This window comes from Aequoribacter fuscus, from assembly GCF_009910365.1.
In the GTDB taxonomy this organism is placed as follows: Bacteria; Pseudomonadota; Gammaproteobacteria; order Pseudomonadales; family Halieaceae; genus Aequoribacter; species Aequoribacter fuscus.
In genome coordinates, this window is the sequence record NZ_CP036423.1 from 580,002 (window position 1) to 602,580 (window position 22,579).

General features: G+C 52.5%; 19 protein-coding genes. 11 read left to right on the forward strand and 8 right to left on the reverse strand.

Features of this window, described 5'->3' with window-relative positions; all coding sequences use genetic code 11:
* The first annotated feature begins 153 nt into the window (after window positions 1-153).
* The 11 genes from EYZ66_RS02665 to EYZ66_RS02715 all read left to right on the forward strand — a co-directional run bounded on the left by EYZ66_RS02665 (window position 154) and on the right by EYZ66_RS02715 (window position 14,331).
* Window positions 154-1,197, forward strand: a complete 1,044-nt coding sequence (locus EYZ66_RS02665; protein ID WP_050793385.1) for a WD40/YVTN/BNR-like repeat-containing protein — start codon at window positions 154-156, stop codon at window positions 1,195-1,197.
* A gap of 2 nt (window positions 1,198-1,199) precedes the next feature.
* Window positions 1,200-3,569, forward strand: a complete 2,370-nt coding sequence (locus EYZ66_RS02670) for an efflux RND transporter permease subunit (RefSeq protein WP_009575219.1) — start codon at window positions 1,200-1,202, stop codon at window positions 3,567-3,569.
* An 81-nt stretch (window positions 3,570-3,650) separates the two neighbouring features.
* Entirely contained in the window at window positions 3,651-5,702 is a 2,052-nt protein-coding gene (locus tag EYZ66_RS02675; protein ID WP_009575220.1) for a DUF1302 family protein, read from the forward strand.
* Window positions 5,703-5,763: 61 nt separating this feature from the next.
* Window positions 5,764-7,074: a DUF1329 domain-containing protein gene (locus tag EYZ66_RS02680; RefSeq protein ID WP_009575221.1), complete on the forward strand. Its 1,311-nt coding sequence runs from the start codon at window positions 5,764-5,766 to the stop codon at window positions 7,072-7,074.
* Between the two features lie 54 nt (window positions 7,075-7,128).
* On the forward strand, window positions 7,129-8,586 hold the full coding sequence (locus tag EYZ66_RS02685; protein ID WP_009575222.1) for a 2-hydroxymuconic semialdehyde dehydrogenase: 1,458 nt from the start codon (window positions 7,129-7,131) through the stop codon (window positions 8,584-8,586).
* Between the two features lie 42 nt (window positions 8,587-8,628).
* Window positions 8,629-9,534, forward strand: a complete 906-nt coding sequence (locus EYZ66_RS02690) for an acetaldehyde dehydrogenase (acetylating) (RefSeq protein ID WP_009575223.1) — start codon at window positions 8,629-8,631, stop codon at window positions 9,532-9,534.
* Window positions 9,534-10,577 carry a 4-hydroxy-2-oxovalerate aldolase gene (gene dmpG / locus EYZ66_RS02695; protein ID WP_009575224.1) on the forward strand — a complete coding sequence of 348 codons (1,044 nt, stop codon included), beginning with the start codon at window positions 9,534-9,536 and terminating at the stop codon, window positions 10,575-10,577. Before EYZ66_RS02690 ends, dmpG begins: the two co-directional genes overlap by 1 nt.
* A gap of 5 nt (window positions 10,578-10,582) precedes the next feature.
* Window positions 10,583-11,335, forward strand: a complete 753-nt coding sequence (locus tag EYZ66_RS02700) for an SDR family NAD(P)-dependent oxidoreductase (RefSeq protein ID WP_009575225.1) — start codon at window positions 10,583-10,585, stop codon at window positions 11,333-11,335.
* A gap of 8 nt (window positions 11,336-11,343) precedes the next feature.
* On the forward strand, window positions 11,344-11,763 hold the full coding sequence (locus tag EYZ66_RS02705) for a tautomerase family protein (protein ID WP_009575226.1): 420 nt from the start codon (window positions 11,344-11,346) through the stop codon (window positions 11,761-11,763).
* A 35-nt stretch (window positions 11,764-11,798) separates the two neighbouring features.
* The gene (locus EYZ66_RS02710; protein WP_009575227.1) at window positions 11,799-13,538 is read left to right on the forward strand and encodes a sigma-54-dependent Fis family transcriptional regulator; all 1,740 of its coding nucleotides are present in this window, start codon (window positions 11,799-11,801) and stop codon (window positions 13,536-13,538) included.
* Between the two features lie 181 nt (window positions 13,539-13,719).
* Complete coding sequence (locus EYZ66_RS02715; RefSeq protein ID WP_083814425.1) at window positions 13,720-14,331, forward strand: glutathione S-transferase family protein; 612 nt, start codon at window positions 13,720-13,722, stop codon at window positions 14,329-14,331.
* Window positions 14,332-14,438: 107 nt separating this feature from the next.
* Here EYZ66_RS02715 and EYZ66_RS02720 read toward each other — a convergent pair whose 3' ends face one another.
* From EYZ66_RS02720 to ribB, 8 genes are all read right to left on the reverse strand, one after another.
* On the reverse strand, window positions 14,439-15,272 hold the full coding sequence (locus tag EYZ66_RS02720; protein WP_009577250.1) for an alpha/beta fold hydrolase: 834 nt from the start codon (window positions 15,270-15,272) through the stop codon (window positions 14,439-14,441).
* 281 nt (window positions 15,273-15,553) lie between these two features.
* Window positions 15,554-17,434: a DUF3604 domain-containing protein gene (locus EYZ66_RS02725; protein WP_050793486.1), complete on the reverse strand. Its 1,881-nt coding sequence runs from the start codon at window positions 17,432-17,434 to the stop codon at window positions 15,554-15,556.
* Window positions 17,435-17,452: 18 nt separating this feature from the next.
* On the reverse strand, window positions 17,453-18,469 hold the full coding sequence (locus tag EYZ66_RS02730; RefSeq protein WP_009577248.1) for a glutathione S-transferase N-terminal domain-containing protein: 1,017 nt from the start codon (window positions 18,467-18,469) through the stop codon (window positions 17,453-17,455).
* Between the two features lie 56 nt (window positions 18,470-18,525).
* Entirely contained in the window at window positions 18,526-19,431 is a 906-nt protein-coding gene (locus tag EYZ66_RS02735) for an NAD-dependent epimerase/dehydratase family protein (protein WP_009577247.1), read from the reverse strand.
* A gap of 120 nt (window positions 19,432-19,551) precedes the next feature.
* Window positions 19,552-20,469 (reverse strand): thiamine-phosphate kinase, encoded by a 918-nt coding sequence (gene thiL / locus EYZ66_RS02740; protein ID WP_160195586.1) that lies wholly within the window; start codon window positions 20,467-20,469, stop codon window positions 19,552-19,554.
* Window positions 20,470-20,532: 63 nt separating this feature from the next.
* The gene (gene nusB, locus EYZ66_RS02745) at window positions 20,533-20,976 is read right to left on the reverse strand and encodes a transcription antitermination factor NusB (protein ID WP_009577186.1); all 444 of its coding nucleotides are present in this window, start codon (window positions 20,974-20,976) and stop codon (window positions 20,533-20,535) included.
* Window positions 20,977-21,447: a 6,7-dimethyl-8-ribityllumazine synthase gene (gene ribH, locus EYZ66_RS02750; protein ID WP_009577187.1), complete on the reverse strand. Its 471-nt coding sequence runs from the start codon at window positions 21,445-21,447 to the stop codon at window positions 20,977-20,979.
* 1 nt (window position 21,448) lies between these two features.
* Window positions 21,449-22,579 carry a 3,4-dihydroxy-2-butanone-4-phosphate synthase gene (gene ribB, locus EYZ66_RS02755; protein WP_009577188.1) on the reverse strand — a complete coding sequence of 377 codons (1,131 nt, stop codon included), beginning with the start codon at window positions 22,577-22,579 and terminating at the stop codon, window positions 21,449-21,451.

Here is a 22,579-nt window from a genome sequence, read left to right on the forward strand (position 1 = left end):
AATCTAAATCTAGAAAAATTAATTTTTTCAATAAAAACAGTGGTTTAAAAAAATAAACCACATGGTGGCACTATTATTGCTTTGTACCTGCTCAAAGCAGACAGTACAAAAACATAACCAGTACTAACAAAAATAACCCAGAGGGGGGGAATTGTGGTTAGATACCTTGAGCGCTCTACAGTCGAGAGCCAGCGTCGCCGTGCGCCTGCTGCGGCCTTCAAACACATTCTGTCGATTGGGGTTGTCGCTTCGATCCTTGCAGGGTGCGAAGCGAACTTAAATATGACGGGGATTGATGCCACGCTTGAGCAGCCAATTCGACGAACAGATCAGTTCTTAGCGCTTGAGAGAACCCCCGGCGGAGGTGTCCTTGCTTTTGCCGATGATGGCGTTGTCGTTCAAGGTCAACTATCGCCGGAAGGTATCACATGGACTCGAACAACGCTCGACGCTGAGCGTGCTCCTACATTTACCGATAGCGCTGCCTGTGCCGATGGTTCAGTCGTTGGTTTGAGTTTTTACAACGAGGTCTGGTGGTTCGCGGATAACGAGTGGCGAGTAACACCTATCGACACCTTTGAGCAGCTTGAGTCGGTTGATTGTCGAGCAGACAACGAAGTTTGGGCTGCGGGTTCTTTTTCAAGTTTTTACCGAACTCAAGATCAGGGGGAAACCTGGGAAGACTTGAGTATTGGTGAAGATGCAACGATTACCAATCTTCAGTTTGTTGACGATGAATTTGGTTACGCCGTAGGCGAGTTTGGGATGGTGTTTCAAACAGCCGATGGCGGTGAGCAGTGGTCTGTAATCGAGCCCGTTGCGGATGAGTTTTACCCTTTGTCTTTACATTTTTCAGATCGTGAACGCGGCTGGGTTGGCGGTGTTCTCGGAATCATCTTTGCTACCGAAGACGGTGGCGCGACTTGGGTACAGCAAGAGTCCGAGGGACACGCCGCAGTGTACGGCTTTATTGATAGCGAGCAGGGTCTCTTTGCCTTTGGTGATCAAGGTAGCCTGCTCAAGCTTGAGGGTCAAACTTGGCGGTCTCAGGCAGCGCCCCCGATTCCTATTCACTACAAGGCCGGTCTGGCTCTCGAGTCGGGTGAGGCGCTTCTAGTGGGCGGTTGGGGTTTAACCATGACCCTGCCGCTGGCCTCGTCAGAAGATAAAAATCCAATCGCCGAGGGGGGTGAGTAAGCATGTCCAAAGTAACGCATTTTTTCCACTCCATCGAGCTGGCGGTCTTTCGTCATCCGCGCACGCTTTTATCAGCGGTGCTGGTGGCGACTTTGTTTTTTGCGGCACAAATCCCTGCCCTCAAAATGTATTCCGATTTCGCTGATCTGTTGCCGCAATCGCACCCCTATATTCAGCTCCACAACGAAATCAAGGACAGCTTTGGTGGTGCCAACGTTATTGTGGTCGGTATCGAAGCCGAAGAGGGCACGGTATTCAGTAATGAAGCCCTGAAGTTAATCCATGAGCTTACACTGGCGGTTGACTCCCTGCCTGGAGTGAACCACGACCTTGTGAGCAGTTTGACTCATCGGACGGTGCGTAAAGTGTGGCTCACAGAAATGGGTAACATTGTCTCTGAGCCCTATTACGAGCCGCTCGACCCTTTACTGTCCGACGAGCAGCTAGCGAGTTTGAAGAAAGAGGTGGTCGCAAACCCTCAGGTTTATGGTCCGCTCGTATCGCCCGATATGAAAATGGCGCTAATCAAAGCCCAGCTGAACGAAGGTCAGCTTGACTACGAAGATACCTTTAATCAGTTGCAAGAACTGCGCGCCAGTTACGAAGGGCAGGGCTTTCAAATTTATGCGACTGGGCAGCCGGTTTTGGTTGGCTGGGCCTATCACTACAAAGATCAGATTTATCAAATTTTGGCCTTTACGGCACTGATCATGGTGTCTTTACTGGTGTGGCATTTTCGCTCGGCTTATGGGGTGCTTGTACCCTTAGCTGGCGTGCTTGTCTCGACCATTTGGGGCTTAGGTATTATCTCTCTGTTCGGGTATAACCTAGATCCCTTGGGTTTGGTGATTCCCTTCTTGATATCGGCTCGAGCCATGTCGCACGGGATTCAAATCGTCGAGCGATATTACGCCGAACTGAGTGAGCGCGATGTGGCCTCAGAGGCCGCACGAGCTACCTTTGAAAGCTTATTCCGCCCGGGCACCTTGGGGGTGGTTTCGGATGCGATCGGTCTTCTGCTTATTGCCGTTGGCTCGATTCCGCTCAACACCAAGCTCGCGCACTACGCCTCGTTGTGGGCGATGTGCATCATTATCACGGTTCTTATCAGCGTGCCGCTCTTGCTTTCGATTCTGCCGAAGCCCAAGCGAACCCAGTTGCATCAGAGTGCTCTGCGTGCCGTGGGAGGTGCGTCTGCATCGATCGTGAGCAGTTCACCCAAAGCGGTTATCGTGGCGCTTGCAATCGCCCTGTGCGTCGGCGGTGTCTTTTCGTCGCACGTGATGATCGGAGAGTCAGAGCCTGGTTCGCCTATTTTGTATCGCGATCACGATTACAACGTGTCGTCTAAGAAGGTGAATGACACCTTCCCGGGATCGGAAGAACTCTACATTGTGGCAGAGACTGTCGACAAAGAGGGTATGAAGCGCCCCGAGGTGCTGGCAGCGCTGGCAGACCTTGAAAAGCACATGTTGCTCGATCCTGAAGTGGGCGGTGCAAAGGGCTTGCCTGACCTCGTTAAGATGGTGAATCGCCTGCTGCACAACAATGATCCCAAGTGGCAGCAGATCCCCAAAGACAATCTGTATGTCGGTGGCTTGCTGTTCGCGTATATGGCCTCGAGCCCCATCCCCGGTGCGACTTTAGAGTTTGTCGATTCCGAGGAGCGCGTGGCGAACTTGGTGTTCTACTATAAAGACCACCAGGGCGAAACCATTCGTCGTGCGATTCATACCGCTAAGCAGTGGATTGCCGAGAACGAGGGCAAAGTTGAAGGGCTGAGTATTCGGCTAGCGGGCGGCACCATTGGTGTGACTGCGGCGATGAACGAAGCCGCTTTCGAAACCAACAAAACAGTCCTGCCGCTGGTGTTCTTGTTCATCTTCTTGTCGGTCATGGTCTTCTACGGATCGCTTCATGCGGGTCTTCTGATGTTCTTGGCCATGTTGTTTGCGACCACGCTGACCTACGCCTACATGGGGATCACCGAGGTGGGTATCAACATCAACACCGTGCCGATTATCGCCGTGGGGGTTGGAGTCGGGATCGATTACTCGATCTATATGATGGACCGCATAAGAGAGCAGCGGCTGAAGATGGGGTCTCTGACGGAGGCTGTTCGCAGCGCTTTGTCGACCACGGGTCTCGCCATCACCTTTACCGCGATGACGCTCATTGCGGGGATTGTCATGTGGATTTTCATGTCGGATTTACGTTTCCAGGCGGACGCAGCCTTGCTGCTGTCGGTCATGGTTATTTTGAACGCCATTGCAGCTTTGCTGCTGATACCTGCCTGGGTGTTGGTGTTCAAACCCAAGTTTGTTGACCAAGTCGAAGTAGACGAGGACGGCATTATTCACCAGAGGGGGTGAAGTTGAAATTCCGGCCAATGTGGCGCGTTCACAGCGGCCGGGTAAATAAGCAATAAAAACCAGGGAAAGAGGAGCAAATATATGCGCTCAAAATCTAAATTCCTCGCGCTTGCCGCTACGGTCGTAGCGACGAGTTTCGGGGCTAACTCCTTGCCGACGATCGCCGATGATACCGAATGGGCGGGTTTTGTTGAGCAGGTGACGCATACGCGTAAAGATATCGGGTTGACCAAGTTTCGAACGGGTGCTCAGCTTGAAGGGCTCAAGTTTGTTGGCGATGTGGGCCCATTCTCTAATGTCAGCGTGGGCGGCACGGTTCGTGTAACCTACGACGGCGTCTACAAGCTAAACGAAGACACCTATGGTGACAAAGCGGGCGGCAAAGCCTTTGTTAACTCACTCGGTCTTGCCAATTTAGGTGCACCGACAACCATCGAGGCAAACAGCCCCGGAATTGGACCTGCAGGCGGTCTTGCGGTGGGTAATTTTGCGGTAATCAACATTTTGGGACCTCGTGTTGAGGAAATCGTGGGCGCGCCTGCCGGTGCCGTTTCCGGTTTGCTTTTGAACAACACCTTTGTTGATAGCTACCCGAACAATCCCAACGAAGGCATGATCACATTGGGTGAGCATCTGCATCCGCATGGTGCCGGCGTCGCTTTTGGCGTACCTGTGAGACCCTGTGATACCGATAGCCGTGGTTGTTTGAACGATTACCTCGATTTCGACGGTAATGAGCTGGCTATGCCAGAGCTTTACAGCGATCGTGCTGATTGGCTGCGCGAGCTTTATGTAGACGCCACGTTGCTGCTAGAGGGCGACGATGAAATTAACTTCCGTCTCGGGCGTCAGCAGGTGATTTGGGGTCGAACCGACCTGTTCCGCGTGCTCGACATCATCAACCCGGTCGATTTCTCGCGACACAATATCTACGACGAGCTCGAAGACATTCGTATTCCCATGTGGATGCTGAAAACGGATTTCCGTTTTGGCCCAACGGGTGCGTTTGATGACCTCAACGCGCAGATTGTGTGGAACTTCGATGAGTTTCGCCCTAATAACCTTGGCCAGTGTGGCTCACCCTACGTGATTTTGGATGCCGGCTGTTTCCTTCGCGGCATGAAAAATCTGTGGGATAACGGCGGAACCGTTGCCAACTTTGCGCCATTTGATCCAGCGGATCCCTCCTTAGGTTTGTTGGCGACGAACTTTGGCCCAGAGGCCATTGGTATTCGCAAAATCCATATGCCTGAGTGGAGTCTGGATAACACACAGCTAGGCCTGAAAGTCGAGGGTGTATACGGAGATTTGGGCTGGTCGGTTAATGCCATGACTTACCGTTCGCAGCTTCCCTCATTGCGAGCGGGTGGTGTTCCGGTCGTTAATGCGTTTACCGGTGGCCCCGCGCAAACTTGGGATCATCTGATTGCGTTCGATGTTTATTTCCCACGCGTCAACATGGTCGGTGGTTCACTTGACTATTACTCACAAGAACTTGACACGGTAATTCGTGTCGAGGCGGCGTACTCGCAGGGTGAGGAGTTCGCTAATACGCTTGAGCCAGAGCTTTACTCAGAAAATGATGTGTTCCGCTTTGTTGTAGGTTTGGATAAGAACGTCTTTATCCGATCGATCAACCCAACGCGAGCCTTCTTGCTGTCGGCTCAGCTATTTGGTCAGCAGATTCAGGATCACGTAACTCAAAAAGCGACGCTGGGCACTGTTGGTATGCCTGATTGGGAGCAGAACTTCATTGCGACATTCCTGATTAAAGGCTGGTGGTTGAGCGACCGTTTGAGTCCAGAGCTCATCATGGCGCACGACTTCAAAGCCGGCGCGACGGTATTTGCTCCGAAAATTGACTGGTTGATCAACGACAACTGGCAATTGATTTTTGGTGCGAACATCAAAACCGGTGGTGGCGACGAGAAGTTCGATGATTGTCGTCTGTGTAACCCATGGGGACCCTTCACTACGTCTATTCCAGGTCTGCCAGAGCACGGCGCCGATGGCCTGATTTCAGGTTCAGCCGGTTTGACTGGGTTTGAGCCTCTGGGTCGTTTCCGTTCAGGCCCCCTCGGCATGGCTGAGAAAGAAGACGAAGTTCAGTTGACTATTCGTTACCGCTTCTAAACAAACGACGCGCAAACGGCTGGGTACAGCGTTTGCGCTACATAAAAATGAGGAATTTATTATGAAATTGACAACGATTCTATCGAGCGCCATCGCCGCAATGGTAGCCGGTTCAGCATTAGCTGCACCGACTCAAGAAGATGTTCAGCGTTCGTTCTATCCATACAAAAATGGCGTACCGAGCTTTAATGGTTTGTCGGAAGGTATGGTCATTAACCAAGGCAACGTAGCGCAGTTCGAAAGCATTCTTGACCCCGTGATGTTTGATCACATCAGCAAGGGATGGACTGAGATGCCCGTTACAGCGACGACCTCGTTTGATTTGCATCCCAACTACGTCAAGGCGACTGCAGATGGTCTGGGTAAAGTCAGCTTGGGCGAGGAAGTAGGGCAAATCAGTGGTTGGGTCGCAGGTCGCCCATTCGTAGAGGAACCGAGCAAAGACGATCCTCGCGCGGGGGAAAAACTCGCCTGGAACTACAAGTACGGCTATAACTGGGGAGACAACGCCGCGATTTACCCTTTCTACTGGAAGTACCGAGACATGGATTCGGGCAATATTGAGCGCACACTCAAGTTCAACTTCCACTTCTTGAACTTTAAAGGTCGTGTCAATCAGGATCCAAAACCCGAATTGATTCCGGGCGATGATAAATATCGTGCTATCTACGTGCAGGTGCTTGAGCCGTTTGATGTTAAAAACACGCAGCTTTTGATCCAGCGCTCGATCGATGATCGCAAAGCGGATAACAGCTACCTGTACCTAGGCTTCCAACGTCGTGTTCGTCGTCTAGCAACAGAACAGGTTACCGACGCCTTCCTTGGCTCGCAGCTCATGATCGAAGACTTTGAAGGCTACAACGGCCGTGTTTCAGACATGAACTGGACTTACTTGGGAACCCAAGATGTTATGTTGCCCTTCTTCAATCACGATGAAGTGGAGCTTGATCCCGAGACGCACCAAGACGATGAAGGTTATCAAGTCGTGGCCATGGGTGACAAAGGTGGATGCTACCCACAGGTGAATTGGCAGCTGCGCAAGGCCTATGTACTTGAGTCTTCTCCCGTAATGGAAGGGCACCCTGTGAGCAAACGCGTTCACTATATCGATGCTCAGACTTTCACGATTCCGCGCACCAATATTTACGATGCCGCAGGTAAGTTGTGGAAGACCTTCATCATCGGTCAGGCGAACCCCGAGCGTCACTTACCTGTGAACAAGGGTTCAGGTGTTTCGATCGACGATGGTGTGACCATGATCAACGTACAGCAAATGAAGTGCACCACGGCTCAGTTTAAAGGGCAGGTGGATAAAGAACTCAATCCTGAGTCGCTCTTCACTGTGCAGAACATGCGTGTGAAAGGCCGCTAGGTCTTCTCTGGGTGCCGAGGCTGGCTCGGCACCCGTCTTTTTATTGGAGTTGTTATGACTGGCCTATATCGCCACTTTATTAACGGGGAATTTGTTGAAAGCGAGGAGCGTTTTCCAAAATACAGTCCCCTGAACAATGCTCATATCGCCGACATATGCGAAGCATCCAAAGCGGATGTCGATGCCGCCGTTAAGGCAGCGAAAGCCGCTATGAAGGGCCCTTGGGGGCGAATGACCGTAGAGCAGCGCGTTGCTAAGCTGTATGCCGTTGCTGATGAAATTACGCGCCGTTTCGATGAGTTTGTGGCCGCTGAGATGCAAGATACTGGGCAGACTAAACACGTAATGGAGCACGTATTCATTCCTAGAGGTGCAGCTAACTTTAAGATTTTTGCGGACGTCATAAAAAACGTGCCGACAGAAACCTTTGAGATGGCGACACCCGATGGACGCGGCGCCATTAACAGCGCAATTCGAATTCCCAAGGGGGTAATTGCTGTAGTTTGCCCCTGGAATGCGCCATTTTTATTAATGACCTGGAAGGTTGGGCCAGCGTTGGCTTGCGGTAACGCAGTGGTTGTAAAGCCCTCTGAGGAAACCCCCGCAACGGCGACGCTGTTGGCTGAGGTGATGCGAGACGTCGGTATTCCCGATGGCGTGTACAACGTAGTACACGGGTTGGGGCCAAACTCGACCGGTGAGTTTTTGACATCACATAAAGACGTGGACGCGATTACTTTTACCGGCGAAACCCAAACCGGTGCCGCGATTATGGCCGCAGCTGCGAAGGGTATTCGCGATGTGTCGTTCGAACTGGGCGGAAAAAATGCCGGCATCGTATTTGCGGATTGTGACTTTGACAAAGCGATCGAAGGCATCACCCGCAGCGCGTTCTTGAACACGGGGCAAGTGTGTTTGGGCACGGAACGAGTCTATGTGGAGCGCCCCATTTTTGATCGTTTTGTGGCTGCGCTTAAAGACAAAGCAGAGGCCTTTGTGCCCGGCAATCCGGCTCTCGATAGTACGACGTATGGCCCACTGATCAGCAAAGAGCATCAGTCGAAGGTGCTGTCTTACTATCAAAAAGCGGCCGATGAGGGCGCCACGATCGTGACCGGTGGTGGCGTACCTGATATGCCAGCAGAGCTTGCAAGCGGTGCGTGGGTTCAACCGACTATCTGGACTGATCTGCCTGAGACCGCATCGGTGGTGCAAGATGAGATCTTTGGGCCCTGCTGTCACATACGCCCCTTCGATACCGAAGAAGAGGTGATCGAACTGGCTAACGCAACCGACTACGGCCTTTCAACCACGATCTGGACTAATGACATCGGGCGAGCACATCGCGTCGCCGGCTCGGTTGAAGTGGGTATTACCTGGGTAAATTCGTGGTTTTTACGAGATTTGCGAACGCCCTTTGGAGGCTCGAAGCGATCCGGTATCGGGCGCGAAGGTGGTGTTCATTCTTTGGAGTTCTACACCGAGCTCCGCAATGTATGTATCAAACTGTAACGTCGGCTAGTCAGCCGAATACGAAGTAAGAGGAGCCTTTTTGTGGCAAATAAAGTGAAATGTGCCCTGATTGGATCGGGGAATATTGGTACCGATTTGATCTACAAGATTCAGCGTAGTGAGTTCTTGGAGCCCGTTTGGATGGTGGGTATTGATCCAGAATCTGAGGGGCTTGCCCGAGCGCGAGATATGGGTCTGAAGACCACGGCGGAAGGTGTTGACGGCCTGCTGCCCCACGTTAAAGCAGATGGAATTCAGATCGCTTTTGACGCAACTTCGGCTTACGTGCACGCCGAAAATTCGCGCAAGTTGAACGAGCTAGGCGTATTCATGGTTGACCTGACACCGGCTGCAATTGGGCCTTTGTGCGTACCTCCGGTGAATTTGAACGAGCTCGAAAACACCATGAACGTGAATATGATTTCGTGTGCGGGCCAGGCGACGATCCCGATCGTGCACGGTGTTAGCCGTGTTCAATCTGTTGAATACGCCGAGATCATTGCCAGTCTCGCTTCGAAGTCGATCGGCCCCGGTACTCGAGCGAATTTGGATGAATTCACTTACACGACTTCAAACGCGGTTTGCAAAGTGGGTGGGGCGCGCAGAGGTAAAGCGCTTTGCATCATCAATCCGGCGGATCCTCCGATGATTATGCGCAATACCATCTACTGTTTAACCGATGATGAGCCAGATCAAGAAGCGATCACGAAGTCCTTGATGGACATGATCGAGCAAGTACAGCGCTATGTGCCTGGGTACAAGCTGGTGAACGGCCCCGTTTTCGAAGGCAATAAAGTGGGTGTGTTTATGGAGGTCGCTGGCCTCGGTGATTATTTACCAACTTATGCCGGTAACTTAGACATCATGACGGCGGCAGCCTGCCGAACGGCAGAAATGTACGCAGAGAAAATTTTGAAAGGTGAGTTTGTGTTAGAGGGGGCCGCCTAATGAGTAATGAAGTAGTGCGTGACGTTATTGTCCACGACATGTGCTTACGCGATGGTATGCACGCTAAGAAAGAACAGATTTCCACCGAGCAAATGCGTACGGTTGCCGCTGCGCTTGATAAGGCGGGTGTGCCAATTATTCAGGTATCGCATGGCGCGGGTTTAGGGGGTAATTCACTGCAGCATGGCTTTGCACCGCACGCGAACGAAGAGTACTGGGATGCTGTGGCGCCCGTGTTGACGCGCGCGAAAATGTCAGTCTTGTTGATACCCGGTTTGGGCACCATGAACGAACTTCGCTCCGCATATGAGCACGGTGTGCGGGCGGTACATGTCGCTACCCATTGCACAGAAGCCGATACTTCGCCACAGCACATCGCCTGTGCTCGAGAGTTGGGTATGGATACAGCGGGCTTTTTGATGATGGCCCACTTGAACACCACCGCGGGCTTGGTCGAAGAAGCCAAAAAGATGGAGTCTTACGGTGCTCAGACCGTTTATGTGACGGATTCCGCCGGTTATATGATTCCTGAAAACGTGGTTGAGATTGTGACCGCGCTTCGCAATGAATTAAAACCAGAAACCGAAATTGGCTTCCACGGCCACAATAACCTAGGTATGGGGACAGTGAACTCAATCGAGGCGGTTCGGGCTGGTGCTACGCGCATTGACGCATCCGTTGCCGGCTTGGGTGCGGGCGCGGGTAACACCCCTCTCGAGGGCTTTGTTGCAGTATGTGAGCGGGTTGGCATCAAGACGGGCTGTGATCTTTTTGCCTTGATGGATATGGCCGAAGACATCATCTTCCCGATGATGGACCACATCGTACGTGTCGATCGATCGTCACTCACGCTGGGTTTTGCGGGCGTCTACTCTACCTTCTTACTTCACGCGAATCGCTTGGGCGAGAAATATGGTATTCCGCCGCGCGACATTCTGATGGAGCTAGGCCGTAAGAAGATGATCGGTGGTCAAGAGGACATGATTGAAGATACTGCTTTAACCATGCTGAAGGAACGCCAAGCGATTCAGGCTGGAGCTTAAGGGCTATGGCGTCTATTGAAACTATAGTGATCGTAGGCGCCAGTGGCGAAATGGGGCGAGCTTTTTGCAGCGATTTGCTGGCTCGCGGGTACCGCATTGTGGCGGTCGCGCGCAGCCTTGCAAATCTTGAGGTTATGGCATCCAGCACGAGCCGATTGGTTTTGTGCGCAGCCGATATCAGCCAAGACTCCGCTGCCGATTCGATACGGGGGTGTCTAGACGGCCCTGTTCGAGCGGTGATCCACGCGCCAGGTGTACCGCCAGCGGGTGGTATTGTTGATGCGCCTACCGATGCCTTGAATATGGCATTCAATATCAAGGTGGGTGGATTTATTCGCTTGGTACGGGCCGTGGATAGGCATCTCACCGAAAACGCGCGGTTGATTGCGATTGGAGGTCATTATGGTTTTGAACCCACCGCTTACGCTGCGGGTCCCGGTGTTGCGAATGCAGCGCTGGTGAATTTGGTTCGCCAATATTCCTGGCTGTACGGCGAGCGCGGCGTCACCGCGCATATGCTGGCGCCGGGGCCGGCTGATACTCCGAGATTGCGCGCTGTGGCTCAAACTCGGGCGGATCGGGATGGCCTAGCCATAGGCGAGGTGCTTGAGCAAATGGCCTCGGAGTCAACACTCAAAGAACTCACCTCAGTCGAGAGTATCGTCTGGGGTATTTCGGTACTGCTCGACCCGAATGCCAGAGCGATGGCGGGAAGTACCTTATTTATGGATTCAGGTAGACGTCACGGTCTGCCATAGGAGAACACATGCCTATCATGCAGGTGCATTTGCAGACGAGCGCCTATTCGCAAGAACAAGTTCATCATTTTTTAGAGCGAGCCAGCCAAGTCTACGCTGAGGTCCTCGAGAGTCCGATTGAGCGAGTAAGAATCTTTATTCACGACTATCCCGCGGAATTTATCGCGGTGGGTGGAAAAGTGACCTCTGACTCGGGGGTTCTGGCGCCATTTTTCGAGGCCTTTTTAATGGAAGGGCGTCCACTCTCTCAGCAGCACGCTGTATTGGAGCGAATCACCGATGTATTAGTTGAGTGTTTCGAGGCCGATCGATCTCTGATTCGCGGGGTTTGCAATATGGTGTCACCCGAGCGGTGGGGTATCGCGGGGAAACCAGCAGCGGCAGCTCGAGCAGCCGAACTGGCAGCGCGAGAAAACCTCAATAGATAACTTTGTAAGCCTGTTATAGAATCCGGAGAGGACGCGTGAATACAGCAGTCCACAACGACAATAAAAAAATAGGTTATGCGATGTCGACGGGTTCTACAGAGTTAAATGTAGATGAGGTAATCCCCCACATCACCTTCTCGGGGGCTGAGGGAAAAGTTTGGTTAAACGAGCAGCGCGTCATGCTCTTCTCTCAAACGGCTTTGGGTAAATTTCGAAGAGAAGTGCTCGAAACCCTGGGGCGTGAGCGCACCAAAGCGTTTTTTCTTCGTCTTGGTTACCAGCTTGGCATGCTTGACGGTGAACTGGCGCGAACCTCGAAACCCAATTCTACCTTGCTCGAACGTTTTATGATTGGGCCAGAGCTGCATGCGCTACGCGGTATGGTTCTGCCCGAGGTTTGTAAGCTTGAGCTTGGTGAAGACGGTGAACCATTCTACTGCGAGGTGTGCTGGAATCATTCTTATGAGGTCGAAATCAGCCAGGTAGAACTCGGAATCTTAGACGAACCCGGCTGCTGGAATTTGGCGGGCTATGCCAGTGGGTATACATCGACGCTTCTGCAGAAAGAAATCATATTTCAAGAGGTTGCCTGCCGCGCCTGTGCTCACGACCACTGCATTGGCGTGGGAATGGAGGCAAGAGAATGGGACAACTACGAGGAAATTAAGTCCTATTACGAGAAAGACCCGGTTTTAGACGAACTCCTTGAGCTGCAGACACACGTTAACGCCCTCAAGGATTCCTTGATGGAGCGCGATACCCTTGCCGGTGTCGTTGGAGAGTCAAAGCCGTTTAAAAATGCCCTCAAGATGGTGACTCGTGCGTCCGACAGTAAAGTCTCTGTTTTACTGCTCGGTGAGACGGGGGTAGGTAAAGAAGTCATGGCGCGCGCATTGCATCGTTCTTCAGATCGCGCCGACAAGCCCTTTATTGCCGTGAACTGTGCTGCGATTCCGCCGGATCTGATCGAGGCTGAGTTGTTCGGCGTGGTTAAAGGGGCGTTTACCGGAGCAAATGCCTCTCGCCCAGGGCGATTTGAACGCGCTGATACGGGTACTTTGTTCTTAGACGAGGTGGTTGAACTGACACCTCGAGCGCAGGCGAGTCTGTTGCGCGTGCTGCAAGAGCAAGAGTTTGAGCGGGTAGGTGACAATACCGTTCGTAAGATTGATATTCGCCTGGTTGCGGCAACGAACGAAGATCTGAGTGATGCGGTGGCCGCAGGGCGCTTTCGTTCGGACCTGTATTACCGTCTGAGTGCTTTTCCGGTTCGCATTCCTTCTCTGCGCGAGCGTAAAGAGGATATCCCGTTATTCGTTGATTTCTTTCTAAACAAGTATCAGGTGCTTTACGGTAAAAAGGTACGCGGTGTATCGGACAAAGGGCTCGAAATGCTCAAGGCCTACCACTGGCCCGGCAATATCAGAGAGCTCGAGAATGTTATGGAGCGCGCTTTAATTTTGGCCGAGTCTGGTGGCTACATCAGCATGGATCTGATTTTGGGTCCTTCCATTGGTTCGGTGGTCGAGACCAGCCATACAGTGGATGACGATGGCTCCCTCACCAGTAATGATCAGAAAACATTTGTGAATGGCACGAAAGATATTGCCGGCTACATGCTCGATAATCAGCTAGGACTAGAAGATCTTGAAAAGACGCTGTTGTTAAAAGCCTTAGAGCGAGGTGGCGGTAAAGTCTCGAAAGCGGCGCGACTGGCCGGTATGACGCGGCCGGCTTTCGCTTATCGTCTGAAGAAAAACGGGATTGAGGTGTAGTATATTTGAGTGCGTTGGTGCGTTGGTGCGTTGGTGCGTTGGTGCGTTGGTGCGTTGGTGCGTTGGTGCGTGGGTGCGTTGGTGCGTGGGTGCGTTGGTGCGTTGGCAGTGAGTTTCGCGCCGGCCTTGCCATCCGCTCGAGAGCGCGCGCCCTCTTGCTCTCGGTTGCTAAGGATCGTGCGTGAGCCTCAAACTGTATAATAAGCCGGAGTGCCCGTTTTGTTGGAAGGTGCGCTTGGTGGCGGCTTTCAAAGGCTTGGCTCTCGAACTTCAAGATATCGACACGCAACATAAGCCTGATTGCTTTCTTGCCCTGAATCCGGCGGGCACTGTTCCCGTCCTAGACGACTCAGGTGAGATTGTCTGTGGTTCAGAAGAGATTGTTCGTCATTTATCTGCTGTCGCTCCAATTGATCGCAATCTCGATCTAGAGTCAAATGCCGCTTGGGAGTGGCATGACTATGCTAATAGTGTTCTCGGCGACGGGACCAAACAGTGGGTGTTTCAACATCGCGATGGTTCTCCCGACGATTTGGATGAGGCTCTGATGGCGCGCTGTGAATCCAATTGGTTGGCGTCCCTAGCGTTTGTTGAATCGAAAATTGACGAGGGGGGGTGGTTAGCCGGGCCTCAACCCTCACTTGCTGATTGTGCTGTATTTCCCCGATTAGCCCTCGGATTGCGTTACGGATTGCCCCGCTTGGATACATACCCTAGTCTGCGGGCGTGGTACGAATCTTTGGCGCGCTCAAAGGTTGGGTTGCGGGCGTCTGCTTGGGTTACACCTAAATAAAAATTCCGCTCAAGGCGGCGGGAAGTTGGGAAGCCAAGCGAGCTATCAGGAAAGAACTGGGTTGCTCTTTTGTGAGGGCGGTTCTTTCCTAGGATTTTGCTTGAAGGTCAGCTCAGGTTGTCTTTGAAAAAGTCTTCAAGTAAACGCGAAAAGGCATCCTTGTGCTCAATTTGGGTCCAGTGTCCACAGCAGCCAAAGATATGCAGCTGACTCTTTTCGATGAGCTTGTTCAGAGTGAGTGAAGTTTCAAGTGGAATGACTTTGTCGTCTCGGCCATGAATCAAAAGAACTTCATGCCGAATCCCCTTAATTTCGGCATAAGAGTGGGACATTGCATCTACCCATCGTTGCCGAGGCGCAGGAAACATGCTCTCGTAAGCGTTACGTGTACTCTCGCGTAGGCTGGCCTCATATCGGCTTCGTACAATCGAATCGGCCACCAGCGAATTGTCGTAGGCGAAGATGTTCATTATCGACTTCATCCCATCGAGCGACGGCGTATAGCCCCAGACCGCATCTAACCCCCGGGTAATCTTGAATGGCACGCCCACAGAGCCCATTAATATGACTCGTTTCACTCTATCAGGATGATGAATAGCCAGCGCCAAGGCCATTGATCCACCAAATGAATTGCCCACGAGATTTACTTTTTCGATATTCAGCTGGTCGAGCAGGGCCACGATTTGATCCAACCAGGTTTGTCGATTGAAGACTTGGTCAGTGGGGAATTCGGTAAAACCGAATCCCACCAAATCTGGGGCGATCAAACGAAATGATCCTTTAAGTGCTTCAAACGTCAAGCGCCAGTTTGCCCACGCACTCACGCCCGGGCCAGACCCATGCAAAAGTAAGACAGGCTCGCCCTGACCGATGTCATGGTAGTTAGTGCGTATTTCTCCGGTGAGGCATTGTTGGCCTATCTCGGGATTGCTGGAATTCATAGGGTCTTGCTCCGGATTAAACTTTACTGAGGTGAAATATCATACCAGAGTAGGCCCCTCGTATGGCTTTATAAGCGTTTTGTTACAGCCTTAAGTGAGGCTCGCTCGTGAATTTAGCGTTGAGACGCCATGTCGTCTGAGCCACCAAAACGCCTCCACTTTGATGCAGAGTCCTCCTGTGATTGCTGCGCAACTCCCAAGTTTGACTAACTTCGCAGATGGACTCTGCTTGACGCAACCCACTTGTACGCTCACTGTACAGCACGCCTTGGCAGGTTGATTTAAGGTTTGATCCAAATCGCTGAGGTCACAGCTCGTTCTTGAATGCTGGTAGGTTGAGGCGCCTCAATACCCAAAGTTTTAGCGTCGTAAGTCGACCATCTCGGTGTGGGTATCTCGAGCACGCGGGCATAGTAAAACGCGTGTTGTTCCGGATTGTATTCGGGGTCTTGCCACGTGCCACTTAACTGCGGGCTACCGATGGTGTTAGTGTAAGTCGCTGAAGTGACGTCCACCGTGTTTCCAACACTGTTAGGTTGCGCGGTATCAAATTTGGCTTCGCGATTAGGAGAGAGCGCCACATCAAAAATCTTCTCGTGTGACTTACCTTTATTGTCCACCCAGCCTTTAATGATTTGGATACGGTCCAAGTTGGCGGCTAAAGCGTCCTTACTGGCGTGCACGATGAAAGTGGGGCTTCGGTCGTCTCTGGCAGTAAGCTTGCCACCCATCGGGACGCCTTTAGCGTATGCACTTTTGATCCAATTGGGATCGGACAATAAGTCATCGTCTAGATTAAATCCCGCAAAAAAGCGTACCTGAATCCGCGTGCCCGATGTCGCATAGGTTTCTTTTGCGCGCATGGCATCAAATAACTCGTCGCGCGTATTCTCGCGGGCCCATATCGCCGCTAGACCTGCCGCTCCCCAGCGCTCAGCGCGCTGTGCCTCTTCGGGTAACAGGTACATTTGTTTTAAGCGAATGGTCGCGCTGCCATCCAGTAAGGGCAGTTTGCCGTGGTAGTTGTCTTCTTCGATTGGTGAGCTGGCATTATGTCCATCACTGGAGCCAATCACACCAAAGCGATAGGGGTTGTAGTTACGTTCGTGAGCAAATTCGATGCCGGTGCGAAGAGCGTCGCGCATGTAGCTGCCCCTGGGCTTAGAGTTTTGTGTTTCACGCCCCAACATCTGGTTGACGATTTCAAAATCAGCGAAGGGGTCATTGGGTGAGAGTGTAGGGTGAGTTTCGGAGCTCCCCTTTACCTGAAAGATTTCGCTGAGGGGCTCGTTGGCGATTCGGCGCTCGGCATACTCTGGCGTTATTGGCTCGCCTAGGTAAGTCGTGGTTTCGTACATGCGGCCATTACTCACGTTGCCATTGTGTGGGATGGCGATATTATCAAGGCCTTGCGTTCTCTGAGCCTCAAGCGCACTCCAAAGGTCTTCGGGATTCTCTGAATCGAGCGAGCTAAATGGCACCCTTGGGCCTCTGTTGCCGCGGTAAATCACATTGCGATGAAGGTTCTCGGCATTGGGCATAGAGCTCCACTCGTACCCGATGAAGGCGGTAAAGCGCCCGGGGTCATTATGCCTTTCGGCGGCTTCGATGGTGTTTTGCCAAGTGGTCTGCACGATTTCGTCGACGTTGTCTATTTGCAGATCTTTCAGACTAAAACCCGGCGCGATTCTCAGAAATAACCAGGTATTCAGCAAGCGCCCGTCCTCAAGCAACCTCTCGCGAATCGAACGCTTGGCAAGGATGGTGTCGGGTACCGCCTCGCGCACCACACCCAAAAACTCGGAGTGATCGGTAACCGCCGCAAAGTCCAGGGGTTGTTTTAAGCGTATCGCTGTACCCAGGGGGTGCTTGATCGTCCCGCCTTTGGCAAAAGTATAGGCGTCATCGGGCAGACCGCGAACTCCCATGGTGTAGGCATCAGTAGAGTAAGAAGTGTGAATGTGCAGATCGCCAAAGAATACATTTTTGGTGGGTGACGCAGGCGTGGCGGGTTTTGCGGGCGTCGCCATCGTTGAAGATTCGTCGTATTCGGGATGTAAACTTGGATCTTCTACAGGGCTGCACGCACTAATGAGTAACAGACTCAACAGCGCGCATACCGGTCTAGACAAAGAAAAGCTACTGTATCGTGGCGTCAGCATGATGTTGCCTTTGTTCAATTAGCCCGTGACCAATGGTTCACATCCGGTTCCGTTCAGGCAGTCGAGTACCTGCCGCTGGTGAATCTCTGGTAAGGCGACAAACTGATTACGCAGTGTTTTGATGCATTTAGCTTGATAGGGAAAGGGTTTCTGAACCCATTCTTCACCATCGACTCTGCATACGACTTGCTCGTGACCTTCGATGAGCGCTTTCGCATTTGCCAGCATGACCGGGACATACACGCGTCCAATCTCACTCAAGAGTGGCCGGAGTCGATCTTGCGCATCAGCAAGGGCCAAGAAGCCATCGTCGGCAACAGTAATACCCGATAAATCGTCGATCCACTGAGTCCACGCGACAATCCGTGGAGCATTATGCATAGTCAGTTTTTGGGGGGTTGGATCAAACAGCGCTAACTGTGTGAGTTGTCCGAACAGCGCGAAATCGCCAGCGCCAGGTCTGCTACCCAGCAGAAACCGTTGTCCAGTGAGCGTCTTATCGAGTATGTCCAGCAAACGGTGATAGCTATCTTCAATCAATGGGCCGGTGGTTTGGTTTGACCCCACGACCCAAAGCCGATCAATTTGCCGTTGAGCAAACAGTTCGCCTCGGGCTTGTAGTTCCGTTTCAGAGAGTGTGGTGTTGCTCCAACGCGGCAATACCGCAGCGGCTTGCTCGGCGTCAGCCTGATACGCCCAACGGTAGTGGAACATGGGCTTGGTCAGCCACTCGTCGGCGTAGTCTTCAATGAGTGCGTCGATAAATGCTAGCGCTGGATCATTAGGGCGTACCTTTCGTTCGGTGTGGCGCGCATCAAGCTCGCTGATTAGGGGGGTGCTGTCAAATCGAGCGTGATCCTCGCCCGGAAACACCAAATAGGGGATAACAGGTACCTTAGGTCTAGGGAGTGCTTCATCTTCTGCGGTGTATTGCGTAACGGTTCTATGCGGAATGCGGCGATACCTAAGTACCGCCAACATTTTACGGGTATAGGGTGACCCAGGCATGCCGGCAATGGTAAGCGTTTGGTTCATGCGTTTACTCCACTAGTGGGCTTGTTCGCTTACCTTACCATGCCAAACTAAAAGTGCTACGGGGTCAGGTCGACGATTTCTTTGACTAGGTCGGCAATTTGATTGCGCGGGTAATCAAGAACCGCCATGTCTTCGTCGCTCATGTCAAAGCTAACGGTTGCACCAGGGCCAGCGAACAGAATGATGTTCGGGAAGAAGGGGTGTTCTTCGTCACGAACTTCGAGCTCTACGGGGTTACCGGCGGCAGCAAACCAAAGTTCTAGGTATTCCTTCCAGCTGAGGTTTTCGTCGCCTATCAGATAACCTTTGCCGTTCTCGCCGTTTTCTAGCGCATTGCAGGTAGCGATGGCCAGCGAGTGAGTGCTGATGTGGTTGGTGCCACCTTTGGGTGCAAACACCGGGATGTCGGGGATATGACCACGTGAATAGTGCACCAATGCATCCAAATGCGGTGCGGAAACGCTTTCTAAATGACCTAGCACGAAGGGCGGGTTTAAGGCGCAAACGCTGAAGTTCTCGTCGGCTAGGGCTAGTGCACCTTGGGCAGCGTTGTGGCGTGAAGTGACGTAAGCGTCGACGCCAATCTGCTGTGGCGCGACCTGGGGGTAAAAGGTGCCAATCAATACCGATTTTTTGATACCCGCATCTTTTGCGGCTTGGAAAAAGCGTGGCACCGCAATATCGTTGGCCTGGGTGTAAAACGCCTCGGGTGTGATGGAGCCGTCTTGTGGGATGTTTCTGACATCCGCCGCTGCAGAGAACACCAGTGCATCGAAGCCTTGCAGGCGACCATCATCAATATTGTCGTAGATATAGTTTCCCTCTAGGTGTTTAAAACCAGCGAGTGGGCCAGATTCGGCTGCTTTGCGCGACATAATGGTGACATCGTGTCCGCGCTTTTGCAGTTCTAAAGCGATAGTGCCGCCAATAAGGCCAGAGCCGCCAACAACCAATACCTTCATCGTGATTCCCTTTTCATGATTTGTGTCGTGTGTTGATGAAAGCGAATTTTCCTCGAGTTTACATCGTCTGTTTGGGTGCCAGAAATCTAGCCACTAGAGAACCAACGATTAGAAACACCCCTAAAAGTGCGAGAACCCTTTGGCGTCAACCGGTTTGCCATCTACAGTAAGTGTCCGTTCCGTGACGACTAAACCAATGACCCTGCAGGTGTCTGGCGGAGTGATGCTTGCCGGTAGGGTAAAACAAAGCTGGTAGTCCTCGCCTGCGTGCAGGGCGAGCTCTAACGCGCGCTGATGACCCATGCTATCAAGTAAGGCTTGCGACAAGGGTATTTGACTCGACAAAAGCTCGGCGCCAATACCGCTGGCTGTTAGGGTGTGATTCAAGTCTGCCAGTAAGCCATCGCTAATATCGATACAGCTGGTGGCGATGCCTGCCAGTTCTTGTCCCAATGCCAATTGCGGTTGGGGATAGCACCAAGCATCATGCAGAGCTTGATAGTGGTCGTCGTTGTCGATATCGAGTTCGCCAAGTTCTAGCGCTAGGCCCGCGCCTGCGTCTCCTAGTGTGTTCGATACGCAGATGACATCCCCGAGTTTGGCACCAGAGCGTTTAAGCACGTTTTGTGGTGCCACTGACCCGTGCACCGTAACGCTAATGCACAAAGGACCTTTGGTGGTATCGCCGCCCACTAAGGGGCAGTCGAAGATGTAAACGGCTTTGGTCACTCCTTCACTGAAGCTGCGCAGCCACCATTCGTCTTGCTCTGGTAGGGTAAGCGCTAGCGTAATGCCTAAGGGTTTGGCGCCCATGGCGGCCAGATCGCTGACCGCGCTGGCAATGCTGCGATAGGCGATGACTTCGGGTAGTGTGTGATCGCTAAAATGCACGCCAGCTACCGCTGTATCGACAGACACCACCAGGTGTTCACCCTCGGGGACACGCAGTAGTGCCGCATCGTCCCCCACGCCGAGTTCGACATTGCTGCCAAAGTCGAGACCGGTAAAGTAGGTTTTTATGAGGTCGAATTCGCCCATGGCGCTATCGTTAAGTAGTGACGTGGTTTTTGAACATGGGTTTAGGCATTTGCCTCAGCCCATCTACAAGCCAAGCTCGACGGTGCGCAGACCGCGGGCGGCTTTGTCTAGGACACCATTGATGTATTTATGACCGTCGGTCGCGCCGAATTTGCGGGTCAAAGATACCGCTTCGTTGATCACCACTTTAAACGGCACGTCCAAGCGTTCTTTCAGCTCGAACAAGCCCATTCTTAGAATGGCCAGTTCGACAGCATCCAAATCATCCAACTTACGGTCGAGTAGCGGCTCTAAATAGGCGTCGATTGAGGCATGGGTTTTAACCACGCCGTGCAGCAAAGCCTGAAAATATTCGAGGTCAACGTGCGAAAAATCGTAGTCGATACGAAATTCTGCTTCGATATCGGTCGACGATTGCTCGTTCATATGCCAGCGATACAAGGCTTGCACTGTGTAGTGGCGCGCCTTGTGTCGCTCGGCCGAGATGGTATTAATGGTTTTGGTCACTTAGCCTACCTGCGCCAAGAGATCGACCATTTCGATCGCAGAGGTTGCGGCTTCGGCGCCTTTGTTACCTGCTTTGGTGCCAGAGCGTTCAACGGCTTGCTCGATGGAATCAACGGTAAGGACGCCAAACGCAATGGGCAAACCATATTCTAGACTGACTTGAGCAATGCCTTTAGTACACTCACCGGCAACGTGTTCAAAGTGAGGTGTGCCGCCACGAATCACGGCGCCAAGTGCGATGATGGCGTCGGTGCCGCCGGCCTTAGCGATTTTTTGGCACACTAAAGGAATTTCGAAAGCACCTGGTGCGCGCACGATTTTCATTTGCTCATCGCTTACACCGTGACGACGCAAGCTGTCGATCGCGCCTTCTAGCAAGTGCTCTACGACAAAACTATTCCAGCGACCCACCACTAAGGTGTAATGACCCTTGCCTGAGGCCAAATTGCCTTCTACGGTTTGGATTGCCATGTTAAGACTCCTCTACTCGAGTGATTGTGCCACTCGGATCAATAAAACTGTTCACTTCTAAATCAAAGCCCGAGAGCGCATTGTACTTCATTGGCGCACCCAACAGCGAGATTTTACGCACACCTAAGTCCTTTAGGATTTGCGACCCTGTGCCGATGCGGCTGTAAATAGGCGTCCGCTTGGGTTGTACAGCATCAGGTGTGCCCAGCGCCATGTCGACACTGTGTAGCAGAGTGTCGCTGCTTTCGTCGTTGGCTAGTATGACTGCAACACCATGCGTTTGTTGCGCCAGGTAGGCAATGGCGCTGCTGGCGTCCCATGAATTCACGTCGGCGACTTGCGTGCCGATAATATCTCGCAGTATCGACTGTACGTGCATGCGCACAGGGACTGTTGTGTCCGCTGTTATTGCCCCTTTGGTCAGTGCAATGTGCATTAAGTTATTGGCACGGTCTCGGTAGGCGACCAGATTAAACTCGCCGTGCTTAGTGTGAATCGTCCCTTCGCGCTCGCGTTCAATGGTGCGCTCGTTACTCAGTCTAAAGTGAATCAGATCGGCGATGGAGCCGATCTTTAAATCCCACTGTTTGGCAAACTCTCGCAACGCTTCGCCGTCGGCTAAGTATCCTTCCGACGCTAAGATATCGGCAATGACGGCACTGGGAGAGCAGCCCGCTAAGCGCGCGTAGTCAGCGGCTGCCTCGGTGTGGCCGGCTCGGTTTAGAACGCCACCGTCCTCCGCGGTCAGCGGGAAAATGTGTCCCGGCTGAACAATATCTTCAGGTTTCGCGTTGGGTGCCACCGCGACTTGAACGGTCAAAGCGCGGTCGGCCGCAGAAATACCGGTATCGATACCGTGTCGCGCTTCGATTGATAGCGTAAAGTTGGTTTTCTCGGCGCTGGTGTTTTCGGCCATCAAGGGTAAGTTTAGCTGGCGGCAGCGTTCTTTCGTCAACGCAAGGCACACCAAGCCCTTGGCTCTGCGCGCCATAAAGTTCACATGGTTCGCGGTGATATGGTCAGCGGCGACCATCACGACCCCTTCAGAACTGCTGTCTTTGTCATCGTCGACCAATACAACCATGTGGCCGCGACGCAAATCGGCAATCAGTTCGTCTACTGTGTTTAACAT